At 58.5% G+C, this 19,747-nt stretch carries 25 protein-coding genes; 21 read left to right on the top strand and 4 right to left on the bottom strand.

Annotation, left to right across the window (positions count from 1 at the left end; genetic code table 11):
• Positions 1-4: 4 nt before the first annotated feature.
• From M017_RS0125790 to M017_RS0125770, 5 genes are read left to right on the top strand one after another with little or no spacing between them, the layout of a single operon-like run.
• Entirely contained in the window at positions 5-973 is a 969-nt protein-coding gene (locus M017_RS0125790; RefSeq protein ID WP_031501144.1) for a TOTE conflict system archaeo-eukaryotic primase domain-containing protein, read from the top strand.
• Positions 970-1,584 (top strand): hypothetical protein, encoded by a 615-nt coding sequence (locus tag M017_RS0125785; protein ID WP_031501143.1) that lies wholly within the window; start codon positions 970-972, stop codon positions 1,582-1,584. Before M017_RS0125790 ends, M017_RS0125785 begins: the two co-directional genes overlap by 4 nt.
• A 3-nt stretch (positions 1,585-1,587) precedes the next feature.
• The gene (locus M017_RS29585) at positions 1,588-1,746 is read left to right on the top strand and encodes a hypothetical protein (protein ID WP_155121635.1); all 159 of its coding nucleotides are present in this window, start codon (positions 1,588-1,590) and stop codon (positions 1,744-1,746) included.
• A 21-nt stretch (positions 1,747-1,767) separates the two neighbouring features.
• On the top strand, positions 1,768-2,313 hold the full coding sequence (locus tag M017_RS0125775) for a hypothetical protein (RefSeq protein WP_031501142.1): 546 nt from the start codon (positions 1,768-1,770) through the stop codon (positions 2,311-2,313).
• 35 nt (positions 2,314-2,348) lie between these two features.
• Positions 2,349-2,657 (top strand): hypothetical protein, encoded by a 309-nt coding sequence (locus tag M017_RS0125770; protein ID WP_031501141.1) that lies wholly within the window; start codon positions 2,349-2,351, stop codon positions 2,655-2,657.
• Positions 2,658-2,851: 194 nt separating this feature from the next.
• On the opposite strand, the gene M017_RS0125765 is transcribed toward M017_RS0125770, so the two are convergent.
• Positions 2,852-3,739, bottom strand: a complete 888-nt coding sequence (locus M017_RS0125765) for a phospholipase D-like domain-containing protein (RefSeq protein WP_031501140.1) — start codon at positions 3,737-3,739, stop codon at positions 2,852-2,854.
• Between the two features lie 17 nt (positions 3,740-3,756).
• On the opposite strand from M017_RS0125765, the gene M017_RS0125760 reads away from it, so the two are divergent.
• Positions 3,757-4,923, top strand: a complete 1,167-nt coding sequence (locus M017_RS0125760) for a DUF6094 domain-containing protein (RefSeq protein WP_155121634.1) — start codon at positions 3,757-3,759, stop codon at positions 4,921-4,923.
• Positions 4,823-5,473, top strand: a complete 651-nt coding sequence (locus M017_RS0125755) for a hypothetical protein (RefSeq protein ID WP_155121633.1) — start codon at positions 4,823-4,825, stop codon at positions 5,471-5,473. Before M017_RS0125760 ends, M017_RS0125755 begins: the two co-directional genes overlap by 101 nt.
• Here M017_RS0125755 and M017_RS0125750 read toward each other — a convergent pair.
• A complete protein-coding gene (locus M017_RS0125750) occupies positions 5,422-6,486 on the bottom strand; it encodes a PDDEXK nuclease domain-containing protein (RefSeq protein WP_035958850.1) in 1,065 nt (354 codons plus the stop codon). The genes M017_RS0125755 and M017_RS0125750 overlap by 52 nt on opposite strands.
• A gap of 51 nt (positions 6,487-6,537) precedes the next feature.
• Here M017_RS0125750 and M017_RS28375 point away from each other — a divergent pair, with 51 nt between their 5' ends.
• Genes M017_RS28375 through M017_RS0125730 form a run of 4 tightly spaced genes read left to right on the top strand, consistent with a single transcriptional unit; the run spans position 6,538 to position 11,521 of the window.
• Complete coding sequence (locus M017_RS28375) at positions 6,538-8,754, top strand: helicase-related protein (RefSeq protein WP_155121632.1); 2,217 nt, start codon at positions 6,538-6,540, stop codon at positions 8,752-8,754.
• Between the two features lie 18 nt (positions 8,755-8,772).
• Positions 8,773-9,396 (top strand): siphovirus Gp157 family protein, encoded by a 624-nt coding sequence (locus M017_RS0125740; protein WP_031501135.1) that lies wholly within the window; start codon positions 8,773-8,775, stop codon positions 9,394-9,396.
• 46 nt (positions 9,397-9,442) lie between these two features.
• Positions 9,443-9,982 (top strand): CPBP family intramembrane glutamic endopeptidase, encoded by a 540-nt coding sequence (locus tag M017_RS0125735; RefSeq protein WP_031501134.1) that lies wholly within the window; start codon positions 9,443-9,445, stop codon positions 9,980-9,982.
• A 39-nt stretch (positions 9,983-10,021) separates the two neighbouring features.
• Positions 10,022-11,521 (top strand): AAA family ATPase, encoded by a 1,500-nt coding sequence (locus tag M017_RS0125730; protein ID WP_031501133.1) that lies wholly within the window; start codon positions 10,022-10,024, stop codon positions 11,519-11,521.
• A 158-nt stretch (positions 11,522-11,679) separates the two neighbouring features.
• Here M017_RS0125730 and M017_RS0125725 read toward each other — a convergent pair whose 3' ends face one another.
• Positions 11,680-12,150 (bottom strand): hypothetical protein, encoded by a 471-nt coding sequence (locus tag M017_RS0125725; protein WP_031501132.1) that lies wholly within the window; start codon positions 12,148-12,150, stop codon positions 11,680-11,682.
• Positions 12,151-12,368: 218 nt separating this feature from the next.
• On the opposite strand from M017_RS0125725, the gene M017_RS0125720 reads away from it, so the two are divergent.
• Genes M017_RS0125720 through M017_RS28370 form a run of 3 tightly spaced genes read left to right on the top strand, consistent with a single transcriptional unit; the run spans position 12,369 to position 13,572 of the window.
• The gene (locus tag M017_RS0125720; RefSeq protein ID WP_162180046.1) at positions 12,369-12,782 is read left to right on the top strand and encodes a DUF1257 domain-containing protein; all 414 of its coding nucleotides are present in this window, start codon (positions 12,369-12,371) and stop codon (positions 12,780-12,782) included.
• A gap of 11 nt (positions 12,783-12,793) precedes the next feature.
• Positions 12,794-12,994: a hypothetical protein gene (locus tag M017_RS0125715; protein WP_031501130.1), complete on the top strand. Its 201-nt coding sequence runs from the start codon at positions 12,794-12,796 to the stop codon at positions 12,992-12,994.
• A 5-nt stretch (positions 12,995-12,999) separates the two neighbouring features.
• Entirely contained in the window at positions 13,000-13,572 is a 573-nt protein-coding gene (locus M017_RS28370; protein ID WP_080508182.1) for a 4Fe-4S single cluster domain-containing protein, read from the top strand.
• Between the two features lie 83 nt (positions 13,573-13,655).
• Here the strand turns inward: M017_RS28370 and M017_RS0125705 are convergent, their stop codons facing one another.
• Complete coding sequence (locus M017_RS0125705; protein ID WP_238326046.1) at positions 13,656-14,843, bottom strand: gamma-glutamylcyclotransferase family protein; 1,188 nt, start codon at positions 14,841-14,843, stop codon at positions 13,656-13,658.
• Between the two features lie 13 nt (positions 14,844-14,856).
• Here M017_RS0125705 and M017_RS0125700 point away from each other — a divergent pair, with 13 nt between their 5' ends.
• The 7 genes from M017_RS0125700 to M017_RS0125670 all read left to right on the top strand — a co-directional run bounded on the left by M017_RS0125700 (position 14,857) and on the right by M017_RS0125670 (position 19,502).
• Positions 14,857-15,867 carry a DUF3150 domain-containing protein gene (locus M017_RS0125700; RefSeq protein ID WP_080508181.1) on the top strand — a complete coding sequence of 337 codons (1,011 nt, stop codon included), beginning with the start codon at positions 14,857-14,859 and terminating at the stop codon, positions 15,865-15,867.
• 97 nt (positions 15,868-15,964) lie between these two features.
• On the top strand, positions 15,965-16,375 hold the full coding sequence (locus tag M017_RS0125695) for a single-stranded DNA-binding protein (RefSeq protein WP_051670876.1): 411 nt from the start codon (positions 15,965-15,967) through the stop codon (positions 16,373-16,375).
• Positions 16,376-16,383: 8 nt separating this feature from the next.
• A complete protein-coding gene (locus M017_RS0125690) occupies positions 16,384-16,794 on the top strand; it encodes a PRTRC system protein E (RefSeq protein ID WP_031501125.1) in 411 nt (136 codons plus the stop codon).
• A 6-nt stretch (positions 16,795-16,800) separates the two neighbouring features.
• Positions 16,801-17,010, top strand: a complete 210-nt coding sequence (locus tag M017_RS0125685; RefSeq protein WP_031501124.1) for a PRTRC system protein C — start codon at positions 16,801-16,803, stop codon at positions 17,008-17,010.
• Positions 17,011-17,013: 3 nt separating this feature from the next.
• Positions 17,014-17,235, top strand: coding sequence for a hypothetical protein (locus tag M017_RS0125680; protein WP_031501123.1), 222 nt, complete (start codon positions 17,014-17,016; stop codon positions 17,233-17,235).
• Positions 17,235-18,227 (top strand): hypothetical protein, encoded by a 993-nt coding sequence (locus tag M017_RS0125675; protein WP_031501122.1) that lies wholly within the window; start codon positions 17,235-17,237, stop codon positions 18,225-18,227. Before M017_RS0125680 ends, M017_RS0125675 begins: the two co-directional genes overlap by 1 nt.
• Before the next feature lie 348 nt (positions 18,228-18,575).
• The gene (locus M017_RS0125670) at positions 18,576-19,502 is read left to right on the top strand and encodes an alpha/beta hydrolase (RefSeq protein ID WP_155121631.1); all 927 of its coding nucleotides are present in this window, start codon (positions 18,576-18,578) and stop codon (positions 19,500-19,502) included.
• The last annotated feature ends 245 nt before the right edge of the window (positions 19,503-19,747 follow it).

Below are 19,747 nucleotides of genomic sequence, written 5' to 3'. Positions count from 1 at the left end.
ACCTATGCCGGATCTGCTCAAACCTTCGCAGGAATTGGCATCGCCGGAATTGGCAACAGAGTATGCGCGGTGGTTCGTGAATCGCCGCGCATACACTCGCCAATCAGAGACGGCCCATCCCGCCAGCGGCCGACATTATTATTACCGACCCAAGAACAGTGGCGCGGAAGTGCATCTCACCTTGCGCGACATCGAGCGCCATCTCGAAGGCCACATCACACTGGGCCTCTACGCGATCAACCCGAGAACGCAGCGAGTGAAATGGATGGCCATCGACGCAGACTACCGTCGCGCACTCGAAGACCTGCTCCGCCTTCAATACGAACTGGGCCAGTCAGGGATTCAAGCGGCACTGGAGCAAAGTCGGCGTGGCGGTCATCTCTGGATCTTCTTCGAATCCCCAGTGCCTGCGAGCCTAGCGCGCATCTTCGTGCGCCACATTGCTGGCAAGTTGTCGGTCGAGCTAAAAGGCTCCGGCAAGACCGACGGCCTCGAACTCTTCCCTCGGCAGGATTGTGTCGAAGCCGGCCAGTTCGGCAGCGCCATCCGCGGACCGCTCGGTGTGCATCGCGCCGCCGGCAAGCGGTACTGGTTTTACGGCGCTGCCTACAATCTTCCGGCGCAGATGGAATACTTGCGCTCGTTGCGAAGAGTGACAGAGCGGCAGTTGGCCGAACTAATCGCAGACATTCCGGCTGTTGGAGAGGACGCCCCGTCCCCCGTATCGTACGCGCCAACAAGACAGTCCGGTTTCCAGATTCTCGACTACGTTGAAGCCCGCCGCAAAGTTGGCCGAAATTGGGTGACCCAGTGTCCCGCTTGCGCCGCGGCTGGGCATGACCGTTCCCAGGACAATCTTGCCATTTCCATTGCCGAGCCCTGGAAGTACTTGTGCTGGGCTGGCTGCACTAAGGAGCAGATCCGAGCTGCCTTGGGCGTTCCACTTCCCAAGTATTCAGGAGACCAGCGATGAATGAACGCATGCCGAGATTAGTCCTGCCGAAACCATTTCTGCGGCGACTTGACGCAGCGGGCGTCTATTGCCAAACGTGGGTGACAGCAGAACGGCAAGCGCAGTCAGGCCGTTGGGTGCTGCGTGCGGTTGAAAGCGGCGGCGCATCGAAAGAGATCGGCCGATACATCGGCTTCTTCGCCATCAATGGGGATCGATTGCCCTGGCTGCAACGCTTGGATCGAATCACCTCGAGCGGTGTTCATGCGGTGACTGTCGCGGAAGAGCTGGTCTCCGTCGAGATGGCGCGCTGTGACCAGACCTACCAATTGCTGGTTGCCGCACATCGGTTAGGTGAAAAGGTTGAGGGAAAGCGGCCGCCGGTGATTTCAACGGTGATGTACCGCGGTGTGGACGGCCAACTGTCGAACGAACTTCGGCAACAAGGTCTGGCACCCGAGTTCTTCAGCCGCTCCGGCGAGGTCCGGCCAATCCCTCCGAAGTACGTCGAAGCTGTGTGCCTCGTGACGGCTGGCGTGTCCTGCATCAATTGCCGGCACTGTCACGCATTAATTGACGGGCATGCGCTCATCGAGAGCGTTCCCAGGCCCGACAATTCTACTGCGAGGTGAACCATGCAACCGCTGATCCGCAAGATCTGCCTATTCCTCTTCTTGACGGCGCTTCTCTCCGGCCGCGCCAGCGAACTCGGAGTTCTGGTGGGCGCACTTACCGGCACCGTGCTGCTTTGGCCGCTTTACGCGAAGTGGCTCGCGCGGATAGACGAACCATAGGCAATTTCCCAGGAGGCGAAGATGCGCGTAGGTCTCAAGAGCGTACTTGGCGGTGCGCATTGTTTTGCGCTGCATCCATTCTTTGTCGCGTGGGGTTGGGCCAAACTTTATGGCTTCCCCCGTGACCCCCGATTGTGGGCTGCGTTCTTTCTGCATGACGTTGGCTACATCTACTGCCGCGAAATGGACGGCGACGAAGGCGAAAAGCATGTGCTGCTTGGGGCCAAGGTCATGAATTGGTTGTTCGGGTCGAAGTGGGGCAGCGAGTGCCTTCGCCACTCACGCTACTGGTGCCGCCGAACCGGCTTGCCAATCAGCCGACTCTGCCTGGCCGACAAACTCGCGTTCGTCCTGCTGACCCCGGCTTGGCTGTACCTGCCAATGGCCCGCTGGACCGGAGAACTCGCCGAATACATGGAGCGCTCGCGAGCCCGACAAGCCGGCAGTAGCGACTACACCGCCGACGAACTGGTTGACCTGGACGCCGGTGACGAGCGGCACTGGCTGCGCGGACTCCAGTCCTACACGTTGCGCTGGGTGTTAGAGCATCGCGACGAAGCGGTCTAGTCCCCCGAAATCGACAACTGCATAGGAGAATCATCATGCCCAAACCCATTTGCGACTTTTGTTCCAGCCCTGACGTGGCCTTCGTTTATCCAGCCCGCACCTTCGCCGCTTACGTGTTTGACGGCATCGTGGGCGAGAGTGTTGGCGATTGGGCCGCATGCCCAACCTGCCACGGACTCATCGAATCGGATCGCCAAGCAGACCTCGTTGAGCGGTCGCTGGTAACACTCCTTGAACTTCAGCCGGAAATTAAAGTTGCGGAATACGAATTGCGCGACCAAATCCGGAGCTTCCACATGATGTTTTTTCAGAATCGTGTGGGCAGTCCCGTCGAAGCAGGCTGATCTGAAAAGTCGATGAAATCTCAAGTTAACTGCTAGCCAGTGTCACAACTGCAAGCGGTCAATGCTTCTCAGGCATCTCGGTTCGTGGACACATCAGCGCAATCGATCCGAAACCATGGAATGCTTCTTCTTGGGAGGAATCTGCGGCTATCGGCAACGAATCCGTCAACTCGAGGTTCGAACAAGGGCGTGTTCTAAACATCGAAAGTGGTTTCATATTCATCACGCAGCTCTTCATCGACAAATTTATTCTTCCAGATGACTTGTGTGTACCAATCACTCTCTCCATTTGGCGAGTGTCTTTCTTTAACGAGTCCGATCGCGTGAAGTGTGCGGCTGCTATTCCCTTCGATCGTCAAGTATTCGTCTCGGAAGCGGTTGAATCGAGCGGCTGCTTCTCCAAAGTCGTCATCTGGATCGATATACTCAAGCGGGTCGATATATGAATACAAATGGGTGACCTGAACGCCTGCTTCGATGACCGTGAAATCCTCCTCAGCACAAACTGAGCATGTTTCGATCACATCGCCCCAGTGCTCGTGAGACATTGGATGCATATGCGGATTGATTACGAGCAGGGTGATCACATGGCCGGGACAATCTGCGTTCTTGCACCGCCTCAATGCTTGCAAGCTTCGAATAGCAGCCTCGTTTAAGGCTTCCAGCTTTGCGACCTCACTCAGAAATCCGTGGGTGACGTCAGGCTCGCCTGTTATCACTAAAAGATTCTCAAAGCTCTTAAGTGCATTGTTAGACCAATTAAAAGAGCCCGTGATGACAGTTTCCTCGTCAATCACAGCGAACTTGTGATGCATGAAGTTCGTAGAGCGCGGCATCTTATACAGAGTGACATGTACTCCAGCCTTGCGGAGCGTTTCAATTTCTGCACTTTGCTTGCGGTTCGCAGAATGGTCGGCGCAATAGACCCGGACATCAACCCCGCGTGACACTGCTGAAGCGAGGAACACACCATATTTTCGGAACGTAATCCATGCGACTGCGACCACCAATGATTTTTCGGCTTTACTCAGCTCAGCTTCAATGATTACCGGAAATGTGTCGAAGAAGACTTTAGCAGGCACTAAAGGAGATTGTATACATGAGGCTGCATGGAAAGTTGAAAATGGGCTACTATCCCCTGCCTGCCAATGAAGCGAACCTGATTTCCGGTTTTATTGGCTCGTCGACTGAAGCGTTCCAAGCTCTCGACCCATGCTGCGGGTCAGGTGCTGCGCTTCGGTCAATCACGAACGGCGGCACGGTGCTCAACTATGGAATCGAACTCGACGCATACCGAGCCACAGAGGCGCGCGAGATCCTCGATGAGGTTATCCAGGGCTGTGTCTTCGACACGCACGCCCCTGTCGAGTCGTTCTCGTTGGTCTACCTGAACCCGCCTTACGATTTCGAGATTGGCGAAGGCAAGAACCAGCGGATGGAACGGCTCTTTCTGGAGCATGTTGCCCGATGGTTGAAGCCTGGCGGGGTGCTTGTATTCGTTCTCCCCTTCGACCGCGTGTACGACTGCCGCGGAATTCTTACGACGCAGTTCCGCGATAAATCGATCTACCGGCTGACGGCGCCAGAGTCGGACGCCTATAAACAGGTCGTGCTCTTCGGCGTTCGACGGTCTCGCCAAGAGCGGGAACGCTTGACCGACCGCGCCGTCATCGACGGTAATTGGAAGCTCCAGAAACTGACTCGGGTGTACGACGAGATACCAGCGCTTCCCGACGAAGCGGACAGACAATACGCTGTGCCGCCCGCCTCACCGGTAAAGCTTGAGTATCGCGGGTTACCCCTCGATCAAATTGAAGACGCACTGGAAACCTCACCGGCTTGGCGGCAAGCGCAACGCATCACGCACGCACCAAAGGCCGAGTTCTCAGGTCGACCACTTACCCCACTCCATAAGGGGCACGTTGGCCTGCTCTGCACCAGCGGACTGCTCAACGGTGTCTTTGGCGAAGGAAGCGAACGGCACGTTGCCTATTGGGAAAGCGTGAAGGTAGTGGACCGAATTGAGGAGTCAGGCGAGGACGCGGCCACCACAGTGGTTCGGGAGAAGGAACGGTTCTCGCAGCGACTGACTCTGCTGTACGCGGATGGACGAATCGCGCTCCTGTCGGAGCGGCCTGCTTCGAGCAAGAAGGGAGACGCCCAGGATGATGAATGCACATTTGCGGATGGGCCGGCTGACCTTCGTGCGGCAGACGCGGGATACGGTGACGAATGTCTCGATCCACCTGCATCGCCTTGTTGCTGAGCGTTCGCCGGAGCGAAACGGCTCCGCACAACTCCATCTGGTTTCTGCTTTTGGGGGAGACCAGGACGTCGGCGCCATGGTGGTCGCCGCACTCGAAGGGCTTCGATTTCAGATCACTGCCGGCGGTGAGGAGTTCAGCGGGACTCTAGGCGAGAAACCTGTCATCTATCGCTCCTCGATCCAGGTTCCGGGACGAAAGCGCCCGGTTCGGTATGTGGTTCTGCTGTCTGCTGAACTGATGGCTACGACGCTGGGTTCGGACAGTGATGCTCGCCGCACGGTCCTGTTCCACGATGAGCCGGACTTCGTGCTGCATCGCCTCTCAGTCCGATTCGGCATCCCGGTACTGCCGGGTTGGGCGGACTGGTTCCACCAGGAACTTCGCCGCCGCAAGATGCTGGCGCCGGTCCTCGGTTGGAACTGCTCGCCGGTGCTCGTGAAAGGAACCAAACTCCGGCTGCTTCGGCTACTCAGCCATGGCCTCAAGCGAGGGGAGATTCAAGTCCCTGACGAAGGTTCGTGGGATGTCGCATCGTCCTCCCTCCGTTGATCCAGTTCCGACTCCAACTCTTCAATCGACGGCAGCGACGACTTCAAGTTTTCCGGCAGGCTCTCAGTAAGCCGGAACTCCGCGATACCCATGGGCTTCCCAATATCGCGAAGCGCGTATTCCACCACGACACCCTCCTTGGAGCGGCACAGGATCAGACCAATACTGGGTTGGTCGCTTGGGTGACGAAATAGGTCATCCACGGCGGACAGATAGAAGTTCAGCTGGCCTGCATAGTGGGGGCGGAAGGGGCCAGACTTAACTTCGGCAACAATGAACGCCCTCAGCTTCAGGTGGTAGAACAACAGGTCAATCCGGTAGTCCTCCCTGCCGATGGACAACGGAACCTGGCTGCCGACGAAAGCGAAGCCGGATCCAAGCTCCAGCAGGAATTGCCGCAGGTGTTCGAGCAGGCCGCGCTCGATATCGCGCTCACGAGCGTCCTTATCGAGCGTGAGGAAATCGAAATTGTAGGGATCTTTGAGGATCTGTTGCGCAAGGTCGGATTGCGGCTTGGGCAGTGCGGCCTTGAAGTTTGAGATCGCCCGCCCCTGCCGGCCGTATAGACCGGATTCGATTTGGAGGACAAGGACATTGCGGCTCCAGCCATGAACTACGGTCTGTTGTGCGTACCAAATGCGTTCCTCCCTGGTCTGGATCTTCTCCAGCAGAGCCAGATTGTGATACCAGGTGATTTGTGCAAGCGGCGCTTGCACAATTGGCTGCTCCGGCCACGCCTCCGCGAAAGCCCTCATGTACTTGAGGTTACGAGGCGACAGCCCTTTCATCTCGGGAAACGAAAAGTGCAGATCCCGCGCCAGCGACTCGATCACTTTGGCGCCCCAACCCTCCCGATCCTGGCGGGTGAGGATCTCCCGGCCAATCGACCAATACAGCAGGACCAACTCCCGGTTCACCGCCAGGCCGGCGCGAACTTGCGCCGTTTGAATGCGCGCCTTGATGTCTTCGAGAAGCTTTCGGTATCCGGCGGGTTGGCTGAGTTGTTCGTCCATGGCTGCCCCGAGAGTAAATCCAGACCGATTTCCCAGAAAGTGAGGTGCCGCGTGGCATTGGACAATATCAGCGCGTACCTGCGCGAATACGGCACAGAACTGGGCAATCGAGTTCTCGCACAATTCCCGGCGCTTCACGCTCCGGGCGACCTGCTCGCCAAAGAAATCCAGCAGTTGAAGCGCTCCCCTTTCCCGGCGCAGGCCATGGCGATCATGGGCATCGTCAAGCGCTGGCAGGAAGCTCGCTGCGCCGCGGCGGTTGCGGAATGCGGCACCGGGAAGACGCTTATCTCATTGGGCAGCGTGTTCACCCACGCAGCGGGTCGGCCCTTCACCGCCCTCGCAATGGTCCCTCCGCAACTCGTCGAAAAGTGGGCACGCGAATGCTTCCTCACAATTCCCGGCGTTCGAGTCTTCATCATCGACGGCGTCCGCAACGGCATAGGTTCAAATGGGCACACCGGGGTGAACGAGGTGCGGCTCCGAAACGGAAAAATCCTCCGCGAAGGCCTCCGCACCACCCTGAGCGAAATCCGGCTTGCGGGCAAACACCGCTCAGCGCGCGCGAAATGGCAGGCTCTCGTACAAGGGCCGAGCATCTTCGTCTTCTCACGCGAACGTGCGAAACTGGGCTACTTCTGGCGGCACGTCATCCGCACTGCGAGAAGCGGACCCTTCCTCGGAAACGTGGTGAACCCCGACACCGGCATACCCGTCGCCACCAGCGATGACCAGCTCCGCCGGGCCGACTTCCGCAAAGTGAAGCATTCAGAAGTGGTCATCCCAGAAACAAATCGCGGCCGGCGGCCCTTCTTCAGTCCGCTCTGGCAGGCCGACAACCGCAAGATCCACCGCATGGCGCCCATTGAATTCATCGGGCGCTACATGCGGGACTTCTTCGACTACGGCATCGCCGACGAAGTCCACGAACTCAAGGGCGAGACGGCGCAGGGTAACGCACTTGGCACCCTCGCATCAGCCTGCGGCCATACCGTCATCCTTACGGGGACCCTGCTTGGCGGATACGCCGACGAGCTATTCAACATCCTCTACCGGTTGGACGCGCGCGCCATGCGCGAAGACGGCTTCGACCATGGCGAAAGCGGGTTGCGTCAGTTCGCCGAGGCCTATGGGGTATTAGAAAAAGTGACGACCATCGAAGCCTCGGAAAACTCCTGCTCCAAGGCGCGCGTCAGCACCACCGTAAAGCGCCGGCCCGGCGCTTCGCCGCTCCTCTTCGGCAAATACCTCATGAACATGGCCGCGTTCGTGTCGCTCGAGGACATTTCTGGCGCACTGCCCAGCTATCTGGAAGAGGTGATTTCGGTCGAGATGGACCCGACCCTGCGGAAGGCGTATTCTGATCTCGAATCCGACATCCAGGGCGCCCTTCGCGATCACCACGGCAATGCTTCCGTGATCAGCACGGCAATGAACGCGCTGCTGCTTTACCCGGACCGTCCCTTCGGGCTAGGAGCGCTCTATGGCCATAGCGTCAATCCGGAATCGGGGGAGCGGGAACGCTTCCTCATTGCAGAGCCAGCGGATCTCGATGAGAGCGTCGTGTACGCCAAAGAGCGGCGTCTGCTCACAGAGGTGAAGAGCGAGTTGGCACAAGGCCGCAAGGTGCAAATCTATGCCGTGTACACCCAGAAGCGGGATGTCACGCGGAGGCTGCAACGCATATTGCGGGAAGGCGGCGTACGGGCCGAAGTGCTAACGGCGGACACACCGCCAGAGCAGCGCGAAGCCTGGTACGAGCGCCAACTCAAGAATGGCATGCAAGTCTGCATCTGCCACCCGAAGCTCGTGCAGACCGGCCTTGACCTGCTGGAATTCCCCACGATCCTATTCTATGAGACCGGCTACTCTACCTACGTACTCCGCCAGGCAAGCCGGCGTAGTTGGCGGATCGGGCAGAAGCATCCCGTCCGGGTCGGCTTCCTGACCTACGCCGGCACAGCCCAGGAAAGTTGTCTCCGCCTGATGGGTAAGAAACTCCTTGTCTCGCTTGCCATGGAGGGCAAGCTGCAAGCCGAAGGGCTGCAGAAAATGGACGAGGACGACGATGTCCTTACGGCCATGGCCCGCGAACTGGTAACCCGCCAGGGCGTCGGTGAGCAGGCCGCCGAAGTGTGGCGCTCCCTGCAAACACAGGCACCCCAGCAGCAGGCCCCGAAACCAGCGGCCATCGTCGTCGATGTCATGCCGGAACCAGAACTGCCAATCGCGGTAATGGGCCCGGCCGTTCAGCTTTCACTCTTCTGATTTCCAAAGGAGCTCAACATGCTTCAGCAAGCCGCACCGCGCGATCCCCGGTCGCTGTTCGAGATCGACGAACACCTCGTCGAACTGATGGACCGGGCAGAGGACGCAGCCGGGGAAGGGCAAGAGCTCTCCGCCGAACTGGTGGAAGAACTGAACGAGTACATCGCTGCTTTCCACGCAAAGGTGGATCGCATCGCCGGCTACCTGCGCTGGCAGGAGTCTATTGCCCTGATTTGCGGTACGGAAGCCGAGCGTCTGTCCGCGCGGAAGAAGGCAGCCGAGGGCCGGGTCACCCGGCTCAAAGGAATGCTGCAGCACTTCATGCTTTCTCGCGACCTGAAGCGCCTCGAAGGCGAACGGGCCTCCATCGGACTGCAACAGAACTCGGCCGCCTCCCTGGTAGTCGATGACCCGCTCAAGATCGGCGAATGCTACTTCGAGCGGACCATCGGCTTCACCAAGACCGAACTGCAGGAGTTGGTTTATCAGTTGCCCGACGGCGATCTGCGCAAGGGCCTCGAAGCGCAACTCAAAGCCGAGGGTTGGCAGGTGAATGGGAGCGCAGTTCGCTCAGCCATCGTGAATGGCGTCCTCGTGGAGGGTGCCCGGCTGGTGAAAGGCCATCACATCCGGTTACGGTAGAAAACTCGCTCGGCGATTGCCCGCGTCTGCACGACAATTCTCCGCAGTGGACTTTCCGGAAAACGTGACCGCCGTCGCATGCACTCTGGGCTTTCTCTGGCTCATGTGGAGCTTGCTAGGCAAGCTCAATACCCATGGCTTCGAGTTCCTCAATTGGCATCCGATCAGCCGGGCGTCGATCGCCATTGCATTTTTCGCCGGGATGATCGCCGGACTCATCGCAGCTTACGCTTTCCACGGCTACGGCCGCAGCGCTAGTCCGGCATTTACGGAAGTCTGGCATGCCATTACGATCGGCCCGCTCTTTGAGGAACTGGTCTTTCGCGGTTACCTGTTCTGGGCCGTCGGCACACTGCTTCAGCGCCTCGCCTCTTCCCTCAGTCCACTGACTACGATATGGGTCGCCGCGCTCTTCTCCCTCGCGCATGCCCCGAAGCCAGGCATTACCGAAAGCCAGTTGGCTGCCATCTTTGGCACGGGTCTGCTTTACGGATTGCTGAGACAACGCTCAGGCTCCACCCTCCCGCCAGTCATCGCCCACATGGTCTTCAACGCGGTCATCTATACGGCCGCCGTCTTTTTCTAAACCTGTCTTCTTCTAGACCAGTTCTCCAGGAGCATTCCCATGTCTCGTTCCACCGAGGAATTCCGTAGTGTATTCAGAGCCGCCCGCCGGGCAGCCACCCCGCTGCTCGCAGTGCGCACCCCCGACCCGGCCAGCACCATGGCTCAGGTAACGGCCAGCCTGAATGGCAAGAGTGAAGTACCGATCGTGGCTTGGGACATTCTCAACGGCCTCGCGGGCAGGAATGAAGCGGGCAAAGCGGCCGTGGCAAAGCTGGTTGGTGAGAATGCCGGTCAACTCGGCCCCGCCGACGCCCTTGCCGCGGCGCAGAAGATTACCAAGGACACGATCCTGTTCTTCCTCAATCCGCAGCGAGTTTGGGAACAGGTGGATGTCCTGCAAGGCATCTGGAATCTCCGCGATGTCTTCAAGACCACCGGGCAGATGCTGGTCCTTGTCACTACTCCCGGTGCGGCACTCCCCACGGAGTTGCAAAGCGACGTGATGGTTCTCGATGAGCCGTTGCCATCAACTGAAGAACTCGCCGCACTTGTGCGGGAGACGTTTGAAGCTGCTGAACTCCCCGAGCCAACGGAAGAGACAATCACCCGGGCCGTGGACGCACTCGTAGGCCTCGCAGCCTTCCCAGCCGAACAGGTCCTCGCAATGTCGCTCTCGAAAGACGGGCTCGATTTCGAGCGCCTTTGGGATCGCAAGCGCCAAGCCGTGGAACAAACGCCCGGACTCACCATTTGGCGGGGCGGCGAAACCTTCGATCAAATCGGCGGCTGTGAAAACATCAAGCGTTTTCTTGATGCTGTAATTCACGGTGAGGAAGCACCCCGCGTCGTCGTTTTCGTAGACGAGATTGAGAAGGCCTTCGCCGGCAGTGGGACCGACACTTCGGGTGTGAAGACCGAGATGACCGGCACGATGTTGAGTTGGATGCAGGATCGGAACGCCGACGGCGTCATCTTCATCGGTCCGCCCGGCGCGGCGAAGTCCGCCGTGGCAAAGGCCGCAGGGGCGACCGCTGGGATTCCAACTGTAGCCTTCGATCTCAGCGCTATGCAGAGTTCGCTGGTTGGCGGTTCGGGCGAAAGACTGCGATCTGCCCTCCAGGTGGTCGATGCCATCTCCCAAGGCCGCAGCCTCTGGATCGCCACCTGTAACTCCATCACGAGCCTCCCACCCGAACTGCGACGCCGCTTCACGCTGGGAACCTTCTTCTTTGACCTCCCGACGGCCGAAGAGCGCGAAGCCATCTGGAACATCTACGAGCAGCGCTGGGATGTATCCGGCGAGCGCCCCGACGACGACGGCTGGACCGGCGCGGAAATCAAGGAATGCTGCCGGAAGGCATGGCGGCTAAAGCTTTCGTTAAGCGATTCAGCAGGCTACATCGTCCCGGTCTCGCGTTCTGCTGCGGACCAGATAGAAGCGCTGCGACGGCAATCGTCGGGGCGATTCTTGAGTGCAGCCATTTCAGGCACATACCGCACTGATGAACCTACTTCGGTCAACGCTCAAAGGCGCGTCCTGCGCACTGTGATCGAATGAATGGTGTCGTCGTACCGTGACCGCGCAATCGCTAGCCCAATGTTGATCTCAATGTGCATGCTCGTCCGGCAAAGCCTTGAAGTTGGGCCGCAGTTTCTTCTAGCTCAATTGTTCGCTTCGAACGGCTCTGCCGTTTAGCGCTGTCTTGGCGATATCGTTCACGAATCTTGCGGGATCGTCTTCAGCCAAAGTCTCAGTTCATGCAATTCTGTCGCCGGGAACGTAAACGACTCCGACCAACGCTCGCTGTAGCCAGCGTCGCCGAATTCGTCGAAAAGCCTCTGGAACTCGCTGAGAAGTTGCCTTACCCACCTCTGCAAGGTTCCCTCAAAGAGGAAAATCAATTGTCCTTGCGCATCGGGCTTTCGAGGATGCCATTCATCGAACTCCAATATCGTTAGGTTTACTCCGGCAGGCGCAGTGCGCAGCAGCCAACGGTATTCACCTGGCTCGGACAGCCAAGAGCATTCTGCCTGAAATTCCCCTTGAGTGAGGCGAAGGGTAGCGCGGACCAAGTCACCGATTGCATCGCTGATGTACGACCCGGTTATTTGGGCGCTCGTGCTGCCGTTCGAAAGTGAAGCATCGACCCAGCCATGCTGAAGATAAGTAATCCGTAGAGAAACCACTTTTCACGATCACTATCGCACAGTTGGTATCAAAGGAATCCTTCGGCTTCGCAGAGGGGTTTTGATGCCACCTTGCATCGGCCCGCCCCTGACATAAGTAGTCATTTTCTGCGCAGGGAACTTCGATTCGCAGGCTCGTACACGTGGCTTATTGTCCTCGACTGCGCAAAGAACGAAGCGGCATGCTGGTATGCGAACCAACTATGACGGAGGGGAATATGAGCAAGTACGAAGAATTACGAACAATTCTGTCCGACGAGCGCCACCTTTTGGACGCGCTCAGCGACCTTGGCTACAGCCCAGAAGTCTCTCCTGCGGGCCTGAGCCTTTACGGCTACCTCGGCGACGAACGCCCCGAAAAGGCGAACATCGTCATCCGCCGCCGACAACTCAATTCGGCGAGCAACGACATTGGCTTTGCCCGTGACGCGAACGGCGTGTACCGTGCCCTCATTAGCGAATACGACCGTGGCATCGGGTTCGATGACGCCTGGCTGGGCCGAATCGCCCAAACCTACAAGGAGCGTCAAACGATGGCGGTCGCAAAGGCGAAGGGCTATCGGTTCGTGGGTCGGCAGGTCGTTGAGACCCAGGCCGGCAAGAAGGTACAACTCCACTTTGCGGTTCGCTGAGGAGGTTCCACATGGGTGAAAAGATCATCACAATCGAAATCGACGACCAGGGCAATAGCGCGCTGGACCTCAAAGGCTTTCAGGGCAAGGGATGCGGTGATGTAGCTGAAGCGTTTCGGGGCGCGGACTCACTCGTTGTGAACCGGCAGAAGCGCGATTACCATGTGCTCACCGTTGAGGGGCGCAAGGTTCTCAACGCTAAACAAGGCTGAACCGCATGACGCTCCGCCTTCATTCATTGATGGAGTGCAGCACAGTGAACGGCCCCGGCAGGAGAGCGGTGATCTGGACCCAGGGCTGCTCGCTCCACTGTTCCGGCTGCTGGAATCCGGAAACCCACAACGCACTCCTCGGCTTCCAGCATGAGGTACTCGAGATCGTCGAATGGCTTTTGAACCTAAGTAGCGATAACAGCATCGAGGGGCTGACAATCAGCGGCGGCGAACCCATGGAGCAAGCGCCGGCAATATTGGAGTTGCTCCACCAACTGAAAGCCGCCACCCCTGCCCTAAGTGTCGGGCTGTTCTCCGGCTACTCCGAACGGGAACTGCACAGCACCGACTGGTTGGCCATTCGGAGTCACCTCGACTTCGCCGTCCTCGGTCGCTACAACCCCAGGCGTCCTGGCACAAACGCCATGGTCTCCTCCACCAACCAAACGCTTCACCTCTACACCTCACACTATTCAAGGGCCGACTTCGCGGAGCAGTCTGTCGAGATCCAAATCGACGACACCGGACTGACCCAAATCACCGGCTTCCCCATTCTCGGCTCACTTTTCGTCGACTGACTCCATCCACCTAGATCACGTCCAGCAATGGGGAAGACCTTTCGAGGTTCTCCACTCGGTAAATGCGCGATATCGACGGGTGATTAGTCTGCCGCCGCCCTCAGTTTCTGAAGTACTTGTCGATAGGGCTCCGGGAGGCTTCTCTCTGTTGCGCCTTCGATAATCAAATCAAGATATGGTGCCGGTGGCCCGCAGCGGTTCTGGCACTCCTGCTGTGCAATAAACGTAAACACACGCTGCGGTGTGGGTGCGTTATCGCTCTCCGGTGAAACTAATTGCACGGTGAGCTCAACTTCGTCGTACCCTCCTTCGCGTTTCCGGAGCGACTCTTTATCCGAGTCGGTCATTCGGTACACGTAACCCCACACCATGCTTGTAGGGTCGTTCACGATCGTCGCGGCGTCGCCGTTGCGGGTTGATGAGTGCTTAGAGAAAGCGAGTTTGAAGCCCGGGAGGAAAGCGACGGAGTGCCCTTCTGCGTTCGGTGCAGTTCGGCGACATTCCTCGCTCTTCAGGTTGGACCCGTAAGCAAAATACATGTGTTTCATGGGATCAATTGGCATTCCAGCCATCGCATCTAGGCGACTTAGGAAGTTCTTGCGAACTTCAGAATCGCCATTGTGCAAATCACTTATGAGATCTTGACAGCTTGCTTTTACAGCATCGTGGAACCGCTTCCGATTGAGCGTCCGCGCTTTGGTAGTTGGGCCCCTTGTCAGCATGCTGTCATTGTCAATGCGGATTCTCCAGTCTTTTCGGGTTTCACCATTGTGCAGGATTGCATTGCGGACGTAGCCAAAAAACTCATCTCTATCTGCGCTATTGAAGTCAGAGAACCTCTCGTTTCGCAGAAAAGATTTGAACGAATACGCAGGACTGTGCTCGCCTGTAGTTGTCCTGCCTTCGCGAAATGATTGAACCGTGTCGATCAATAAGCAATCGAGAGCCAGAATTGCGAATCCGGGTCGATACGGTAGATTGTCGTCGTCATCGAAGCGAGCAAGGTCATCGATCGGTTTCAGGAAACGCTCGTCGATGCGCCTGCTGATCGCATTGATCACCAGGCTCCATGCACTTGCGTCTTCGGGCTCTGAGGTGAGTAGCGCACGGATGTCACGGTATTGCTGAACTGTAAAGTTCGACGCAAGCTCTGTGTCGGGTTCAATGTTTCTTGTTGCCAACCCAAATCTCCAATCAGTTTTGCTACTGCCGCGATGCTTCTTGCTCTGAGCATTATTAAGGCATCTGGCTTGCTTATCAACTTCCCACATCTGGAGGCCACCTATGGCTACACAAAGCAGTCTCTTTTCGTCTGCCGCGACGGCGCTCGCCATCCCGATTCCCATTATCCCCGGAGGCAACTGCGAGGGCGGCGTCCCGCCGACTCCGCCTCCGCTAGTTCCCATCCATGACCCCAGTCTCGATCTCGCGCGGAAGACCGTATGCATCAAGGTTCGCCTTTCCACGATGGGCAACACCCGCAAGGTGTCCACCTCGCAGATTGAGGCCGACGCCGACAAGGATCTTCTCCGCGTCTCCAAGCACTTGCTCGATTCCGCTGAACTCAAGGCCATAGGCCGCTTCGACGGCGAGGTCCGCCGCTTCCTTTACAACATCTGCCTCCCCTTCGAAGTGGGAATTCATCTGCTGCCGGTTGCCTCGATCGAAGTAGTGGAAGAGAAGCTCCGCCACTTTGCCACCCAGCGGCAGGAACTGGTGAAAGCCTTCCTTGCCGCTTACCCGGCCCTCTGCCACGAAGCGGCGAAGCGTTTGCGTGGCCTCTACAACCCGGCGGACTATCCGCCGGCCAGCGATGTTGAACGCGAGTTCGGCTTCGCTTGGCAATACGTCAGCTTCGGTGTACCAGACCAACTGAAGGGCATCTCTCAGGAGGTATGGCAGCAGGAGCGGGAGAAGGCGGCCCAACGCATGGCCGAAGCGTCATCGGAGATCCAGCAGGTCCTGCGCGAAACCATGGCCAAGCTGGTGCAGCACATGGCGGAGCGGTTGAAGGTCGGCGAGGACGGCAAGCCCGTCCGCTTCAAGGAAACCACCGTGTCCAACCTCGTTGAGTTCCTCGCCAACTTTGAATTCCGTAACGTCACCGATGATGCGGAACTGCAAGCGCTCGTCAACCAGGCCCGCACGCTCCTTCAAGGGGTGGAGGCGGATGACCTGCGATCGACGGGAGAACTCCGCGCCCGTGTCCAATCGGGCATGGAAGGTCTCGCATCGCAACTCGACACCATGCTCACGAAGACCGGCGGCCGGAAGTTCCGGTTCGACGAGGAGTAAGCAACCATCCCCACGCTGGCGACACAGCCGCCCGCGTTTTCCAAGACACCCCAAAGCCGGGCTCGCCCGGCCATTTTCATTTTAGGAGCAACAAACAATGAGCGGACTCAATCAGATCACGATTGTCGGCAACGTCGGTGCCGCCCCGGAACTCAGCTACGGCCAGAACAACCAGCCGTACTGCCGGTTCTCGGTGGCCGTCAACGAGCAATGGAAGAGCAATGGCGAAAAACGCGAGCGGGTAACGTGGTTCCCGGTGGTGGCATTCAACGGCCTCTCGGAAAACTGTGCCGCCTACATTGAGCGCGGCCGCACCGTCGCCGTCGTCGGGCGCGTGCAAACGCGCGAGTACGAGGACAAGGAAGGAACCCAGCACCACATCATGCAGGTCGTCGCCGAGAAGGTGACCTTCCTTGGCTCTGCCCGCAAAGAAGAGTCGACGTCGCCTGCCCGTCCCGGTAAGCCTGCCCAGCAGCCCGAAACCGATGACGATGACCTGCCCTTCTGAGGCATCCCATGACAGACCACACCCCGACGCCAGGACTGTTCTCGCAGCTCTTGCCCATGTTGGCGCAACGCGCGATTCTCATAACCGTCTCCAAACTCGAAGAAGGCGACCAGTTGCAAGTCAACATCTGCCCACGGCTACTCAAGGAAGGTGAAAACCAGGCACTGACCACGCCGCTTTCGGTCTGCGGCAACGCAGCCGAACTCGATGTTGAACTCGTGCCACAGGTCGCCAACTTCGTAGCCGCCCAGGTCCGGCTGCATTCCAATCTTTCTGCAATCCAGAAGGAATTGGCCGCAGCTGAGCGAGCGGCCCGCGATGAGGCAAGCAAGAAGCACAAGACCGTCGGTAATGGCGGCAAGAAACCCGAGCCGCAACCGCTGAGCCTGTTTGAAACGCCAGCCGAGGAAGGAGATTAAAACATCATGCCCCTAATCATCACCAAAATGACCCGGCTTTTCACCTTCAACGGCATTCGCCTGCCTGATCCCAACCCGAACATGAGCGTCGAGGAAGTCAAGGCGCTTTACTCGGCTCAGTATCCCGAACTGGCCACCGCTGTCGTCAACGGGCCAGAAGCCGTTGGCGACAAGATGCGCTATTCCTTTGAGCGCGCGATCGGCAGCAAAGGGTGACCTATGCGCCGCCAAAGTCGCGAGCTCAAAGCTGAGGTCATCCGCGAATTGAAACAACTCGCGGAGGGCCGGCCAACCGAGCAGCAATCACTGTTGGAGAGGTACATGGAATGTCCCGATTGGCAACTCGCCTCAAAGATCATCGGCGACGCCGTACAGGCATCTCTCCGCGGACGCGGACGAACCCAACTGCCTCCACCGCCCGGCTGGATCCAGCCGCTCTGATGCCCAAAGGCGCCGGGTGGACCATCCCGCGCCTCATCCTTCCCGATGGCAGCCCGGTGCCCACGGAGTTTCGGTTGGTTGAGGTTGAGCGCGCCGCCGCAAAGCTCGCCCTCAACTTCCTGGAAGCCGGCATCGGCTACGCCGACGAATGGGCAGCTTCCGGCGGAAGCGCCACCACCTTCATCCAGCGATCCCTCAACCGCTGGCTCGACGATTGCGGCCGCGCGAAGATCCAGGAGCACTTCCTCCTCGACGTGGTGCTCTCCACCAGCTTGGACCGGTACTGCTACGGTCAGCCAGCGGCGTCCGGCGACATCTCACGAATGTTCTTAACGATCGAGCCCGAATCCGCTGGCTACGTCGTGCTCGGCCCAACCTTGCGGCTCCTGGAAGCTGCTCATCGAAGGCTCCCCGCAACGTTCCTAAACCTGTTCCTCGGCAGCCTGAATCGCTGTATCCGCGTGTACGACTACCGGGACGCCCTGGATCGCCTGGAGCGTCTACGCGAATGGTACGAGGACGACCCAGAATCAGACCAGATCGAACTACCCAACATCGAAGCCTCAATCCCCGAATGCGTTCGCCGCAAGCCGCTCAGCCCGCGAGGACTCGCCCGAGTGATGAACACCCTCAAGGACGACCGTGCGCAACAGCTCATGGAACAGGCGGTCGAACTGGCTTGCATGTCCAACTCAGCTGACCTTCCAGCCATTGATGACGAAACACGCGATCTTCTGAGCGACTGCGGCGAGCCTGTTCCGGCTTTGGTCGCGGTCTTCGAGGAGCACGACACCATCGAAGGCTCCTTCGATGAGGAATCGCAAGGGATGCTGGAAGTCACCCCCGAACCAAACATGATCCTCTCGTTTAATGGCAACCATCCGCGAAGCATCTCGGCTGCCTTTGCCCAATTGCGATCCCTCTGCCGGACGCTTTTGGTTGCAGCAAGCCTTCTAGACAAGGCTTCAAGAACAAGTCGCCATGCAACCTGAGCTGAGATCCCTTCACGAGCTTCCTGAAAACTCCCCGAGTTGCCAGCGCGACAGCACTATACGCCAGCTTCCGGATGGCCGACGATCCTGGACTTGACGGGCCGTAGCTAAACCATACGCCGTTAGGGTGGACTTATCCCGTTCCCACCCCCACCAAGTCGATTTCCATTCTTCAATTTAGTCGTCGGCCGATTGGTGTCGATTCCCTGAACCCAACATCCGTCACGGGCCGAGCATTGGCCGGCCGACCACGAAGAGAGATTCAGTTGAACGGAATGGTGTTCGATCCGTCATACTTTCATGCGATCCGCTTTCTGCACATCTGTATCTCTGGTCGTTCTCTGCTGCTTGACCACCTTTGGTCAGCCCGTCCAAGAGTGGCAGACCACGGTGAGTCCGTTGCTCGACGAGGAGATTCTGCGCCCTTGCGAGTATCGCATGGTGATTCCCGACGCAAAATCTCAGGTCAAGGCAGCCTGGATCATCTTCGATAGAGGGCAAGACTACCTGAAGTGGTACGAAGACCGTCGTGTGCGCGGATTCGCGGGCGCACATCAACTCGCCCTGGTGCTGCCCGCGCAATGCCGTTCCAAGGAGCGCGAGGACATGATCGTCCTACCCGAGAAGGGAGTGGGTAGGGCGCTCTTCACGGCGCTCGATCAGTTCGCCGAGGCCAGCGGCCACGCCGAGTTGAAAACCAGTGGCATAATTGCACTGGGGTGGTCCGGCGCAGGTTCGCTCGCCGCGCGACTGGCAGCGTACCGGTCGGAACGCTACATCGCCGGGATTGCCTTTGCGCCAGGTCAGTACGAACCCCTGGGAATGGACACGATCGAGTTGCCCGCACCAGCCATCCTCCGTCCCCAACTGATCATTGCCAATGGCGGTGACAACATCAACGGCACAGAGCGGCCATATGGGTACTTCCGGAAGTACTACGAGAAGGGCGCACCGTGGACCTTCGTTGTGCAGAATCATGTACCACACTGCTGCCTCCAGAACGCACAGACTCTCATTCTCGAATGGCTACACGCGGTTCTTGGAGCGCAACCGCAAAAGGGCATTGGAGACCAAGGATACGTAACGGTGGAGTTTTCGAAGGTTGTTGATGAATGGAAGAGACCGGTCTTCAACGCCGTATCGAGCCGGGTCGGAGCTAAGGGCAAGATCAGACCCAAGGAGCTGCCAGCCGGATGGATGCCGTCGGCTGCTTTCGCGCAGGAGTGGCTTGTCTTTACGAGAAAAACGGCTCCCGTTGCAGTTTGGAAACCTTAGTCCCGGGGTCGTCGGAAAGTTCAGGCGGGCTCAACTCGCGCAAAGCTCACAGGGAACGGCGAACTGGACCTCGACGGGCTCGCGTACTCGCCGCCGCGATGCGGGAGGCGCGCTGCTGGTACAGAGCCGCCGACGGTCCCGGTCTTCGGTACGCTGCGCGCGTCGTAAGTCATGCGGGAAGTTGCGAAGCAGACCGGAAAATCCGGCCCCTCCCCTGGCCCGAGTCGGGGCATTCTGATTACCGA

It is taken from the genome of Bryobacter aggregatus MPL3, assembly GCF_000702445.1.
GTDB lineage: Bacteria > Acidobacteriota > Terriglobia > Bryobacterales > Bryobacteraceae > Bryobacter > Bryobacter aggregatus.
This window is presented reverse-complemented; position numbering and strand designations above follow the sequence as displayed.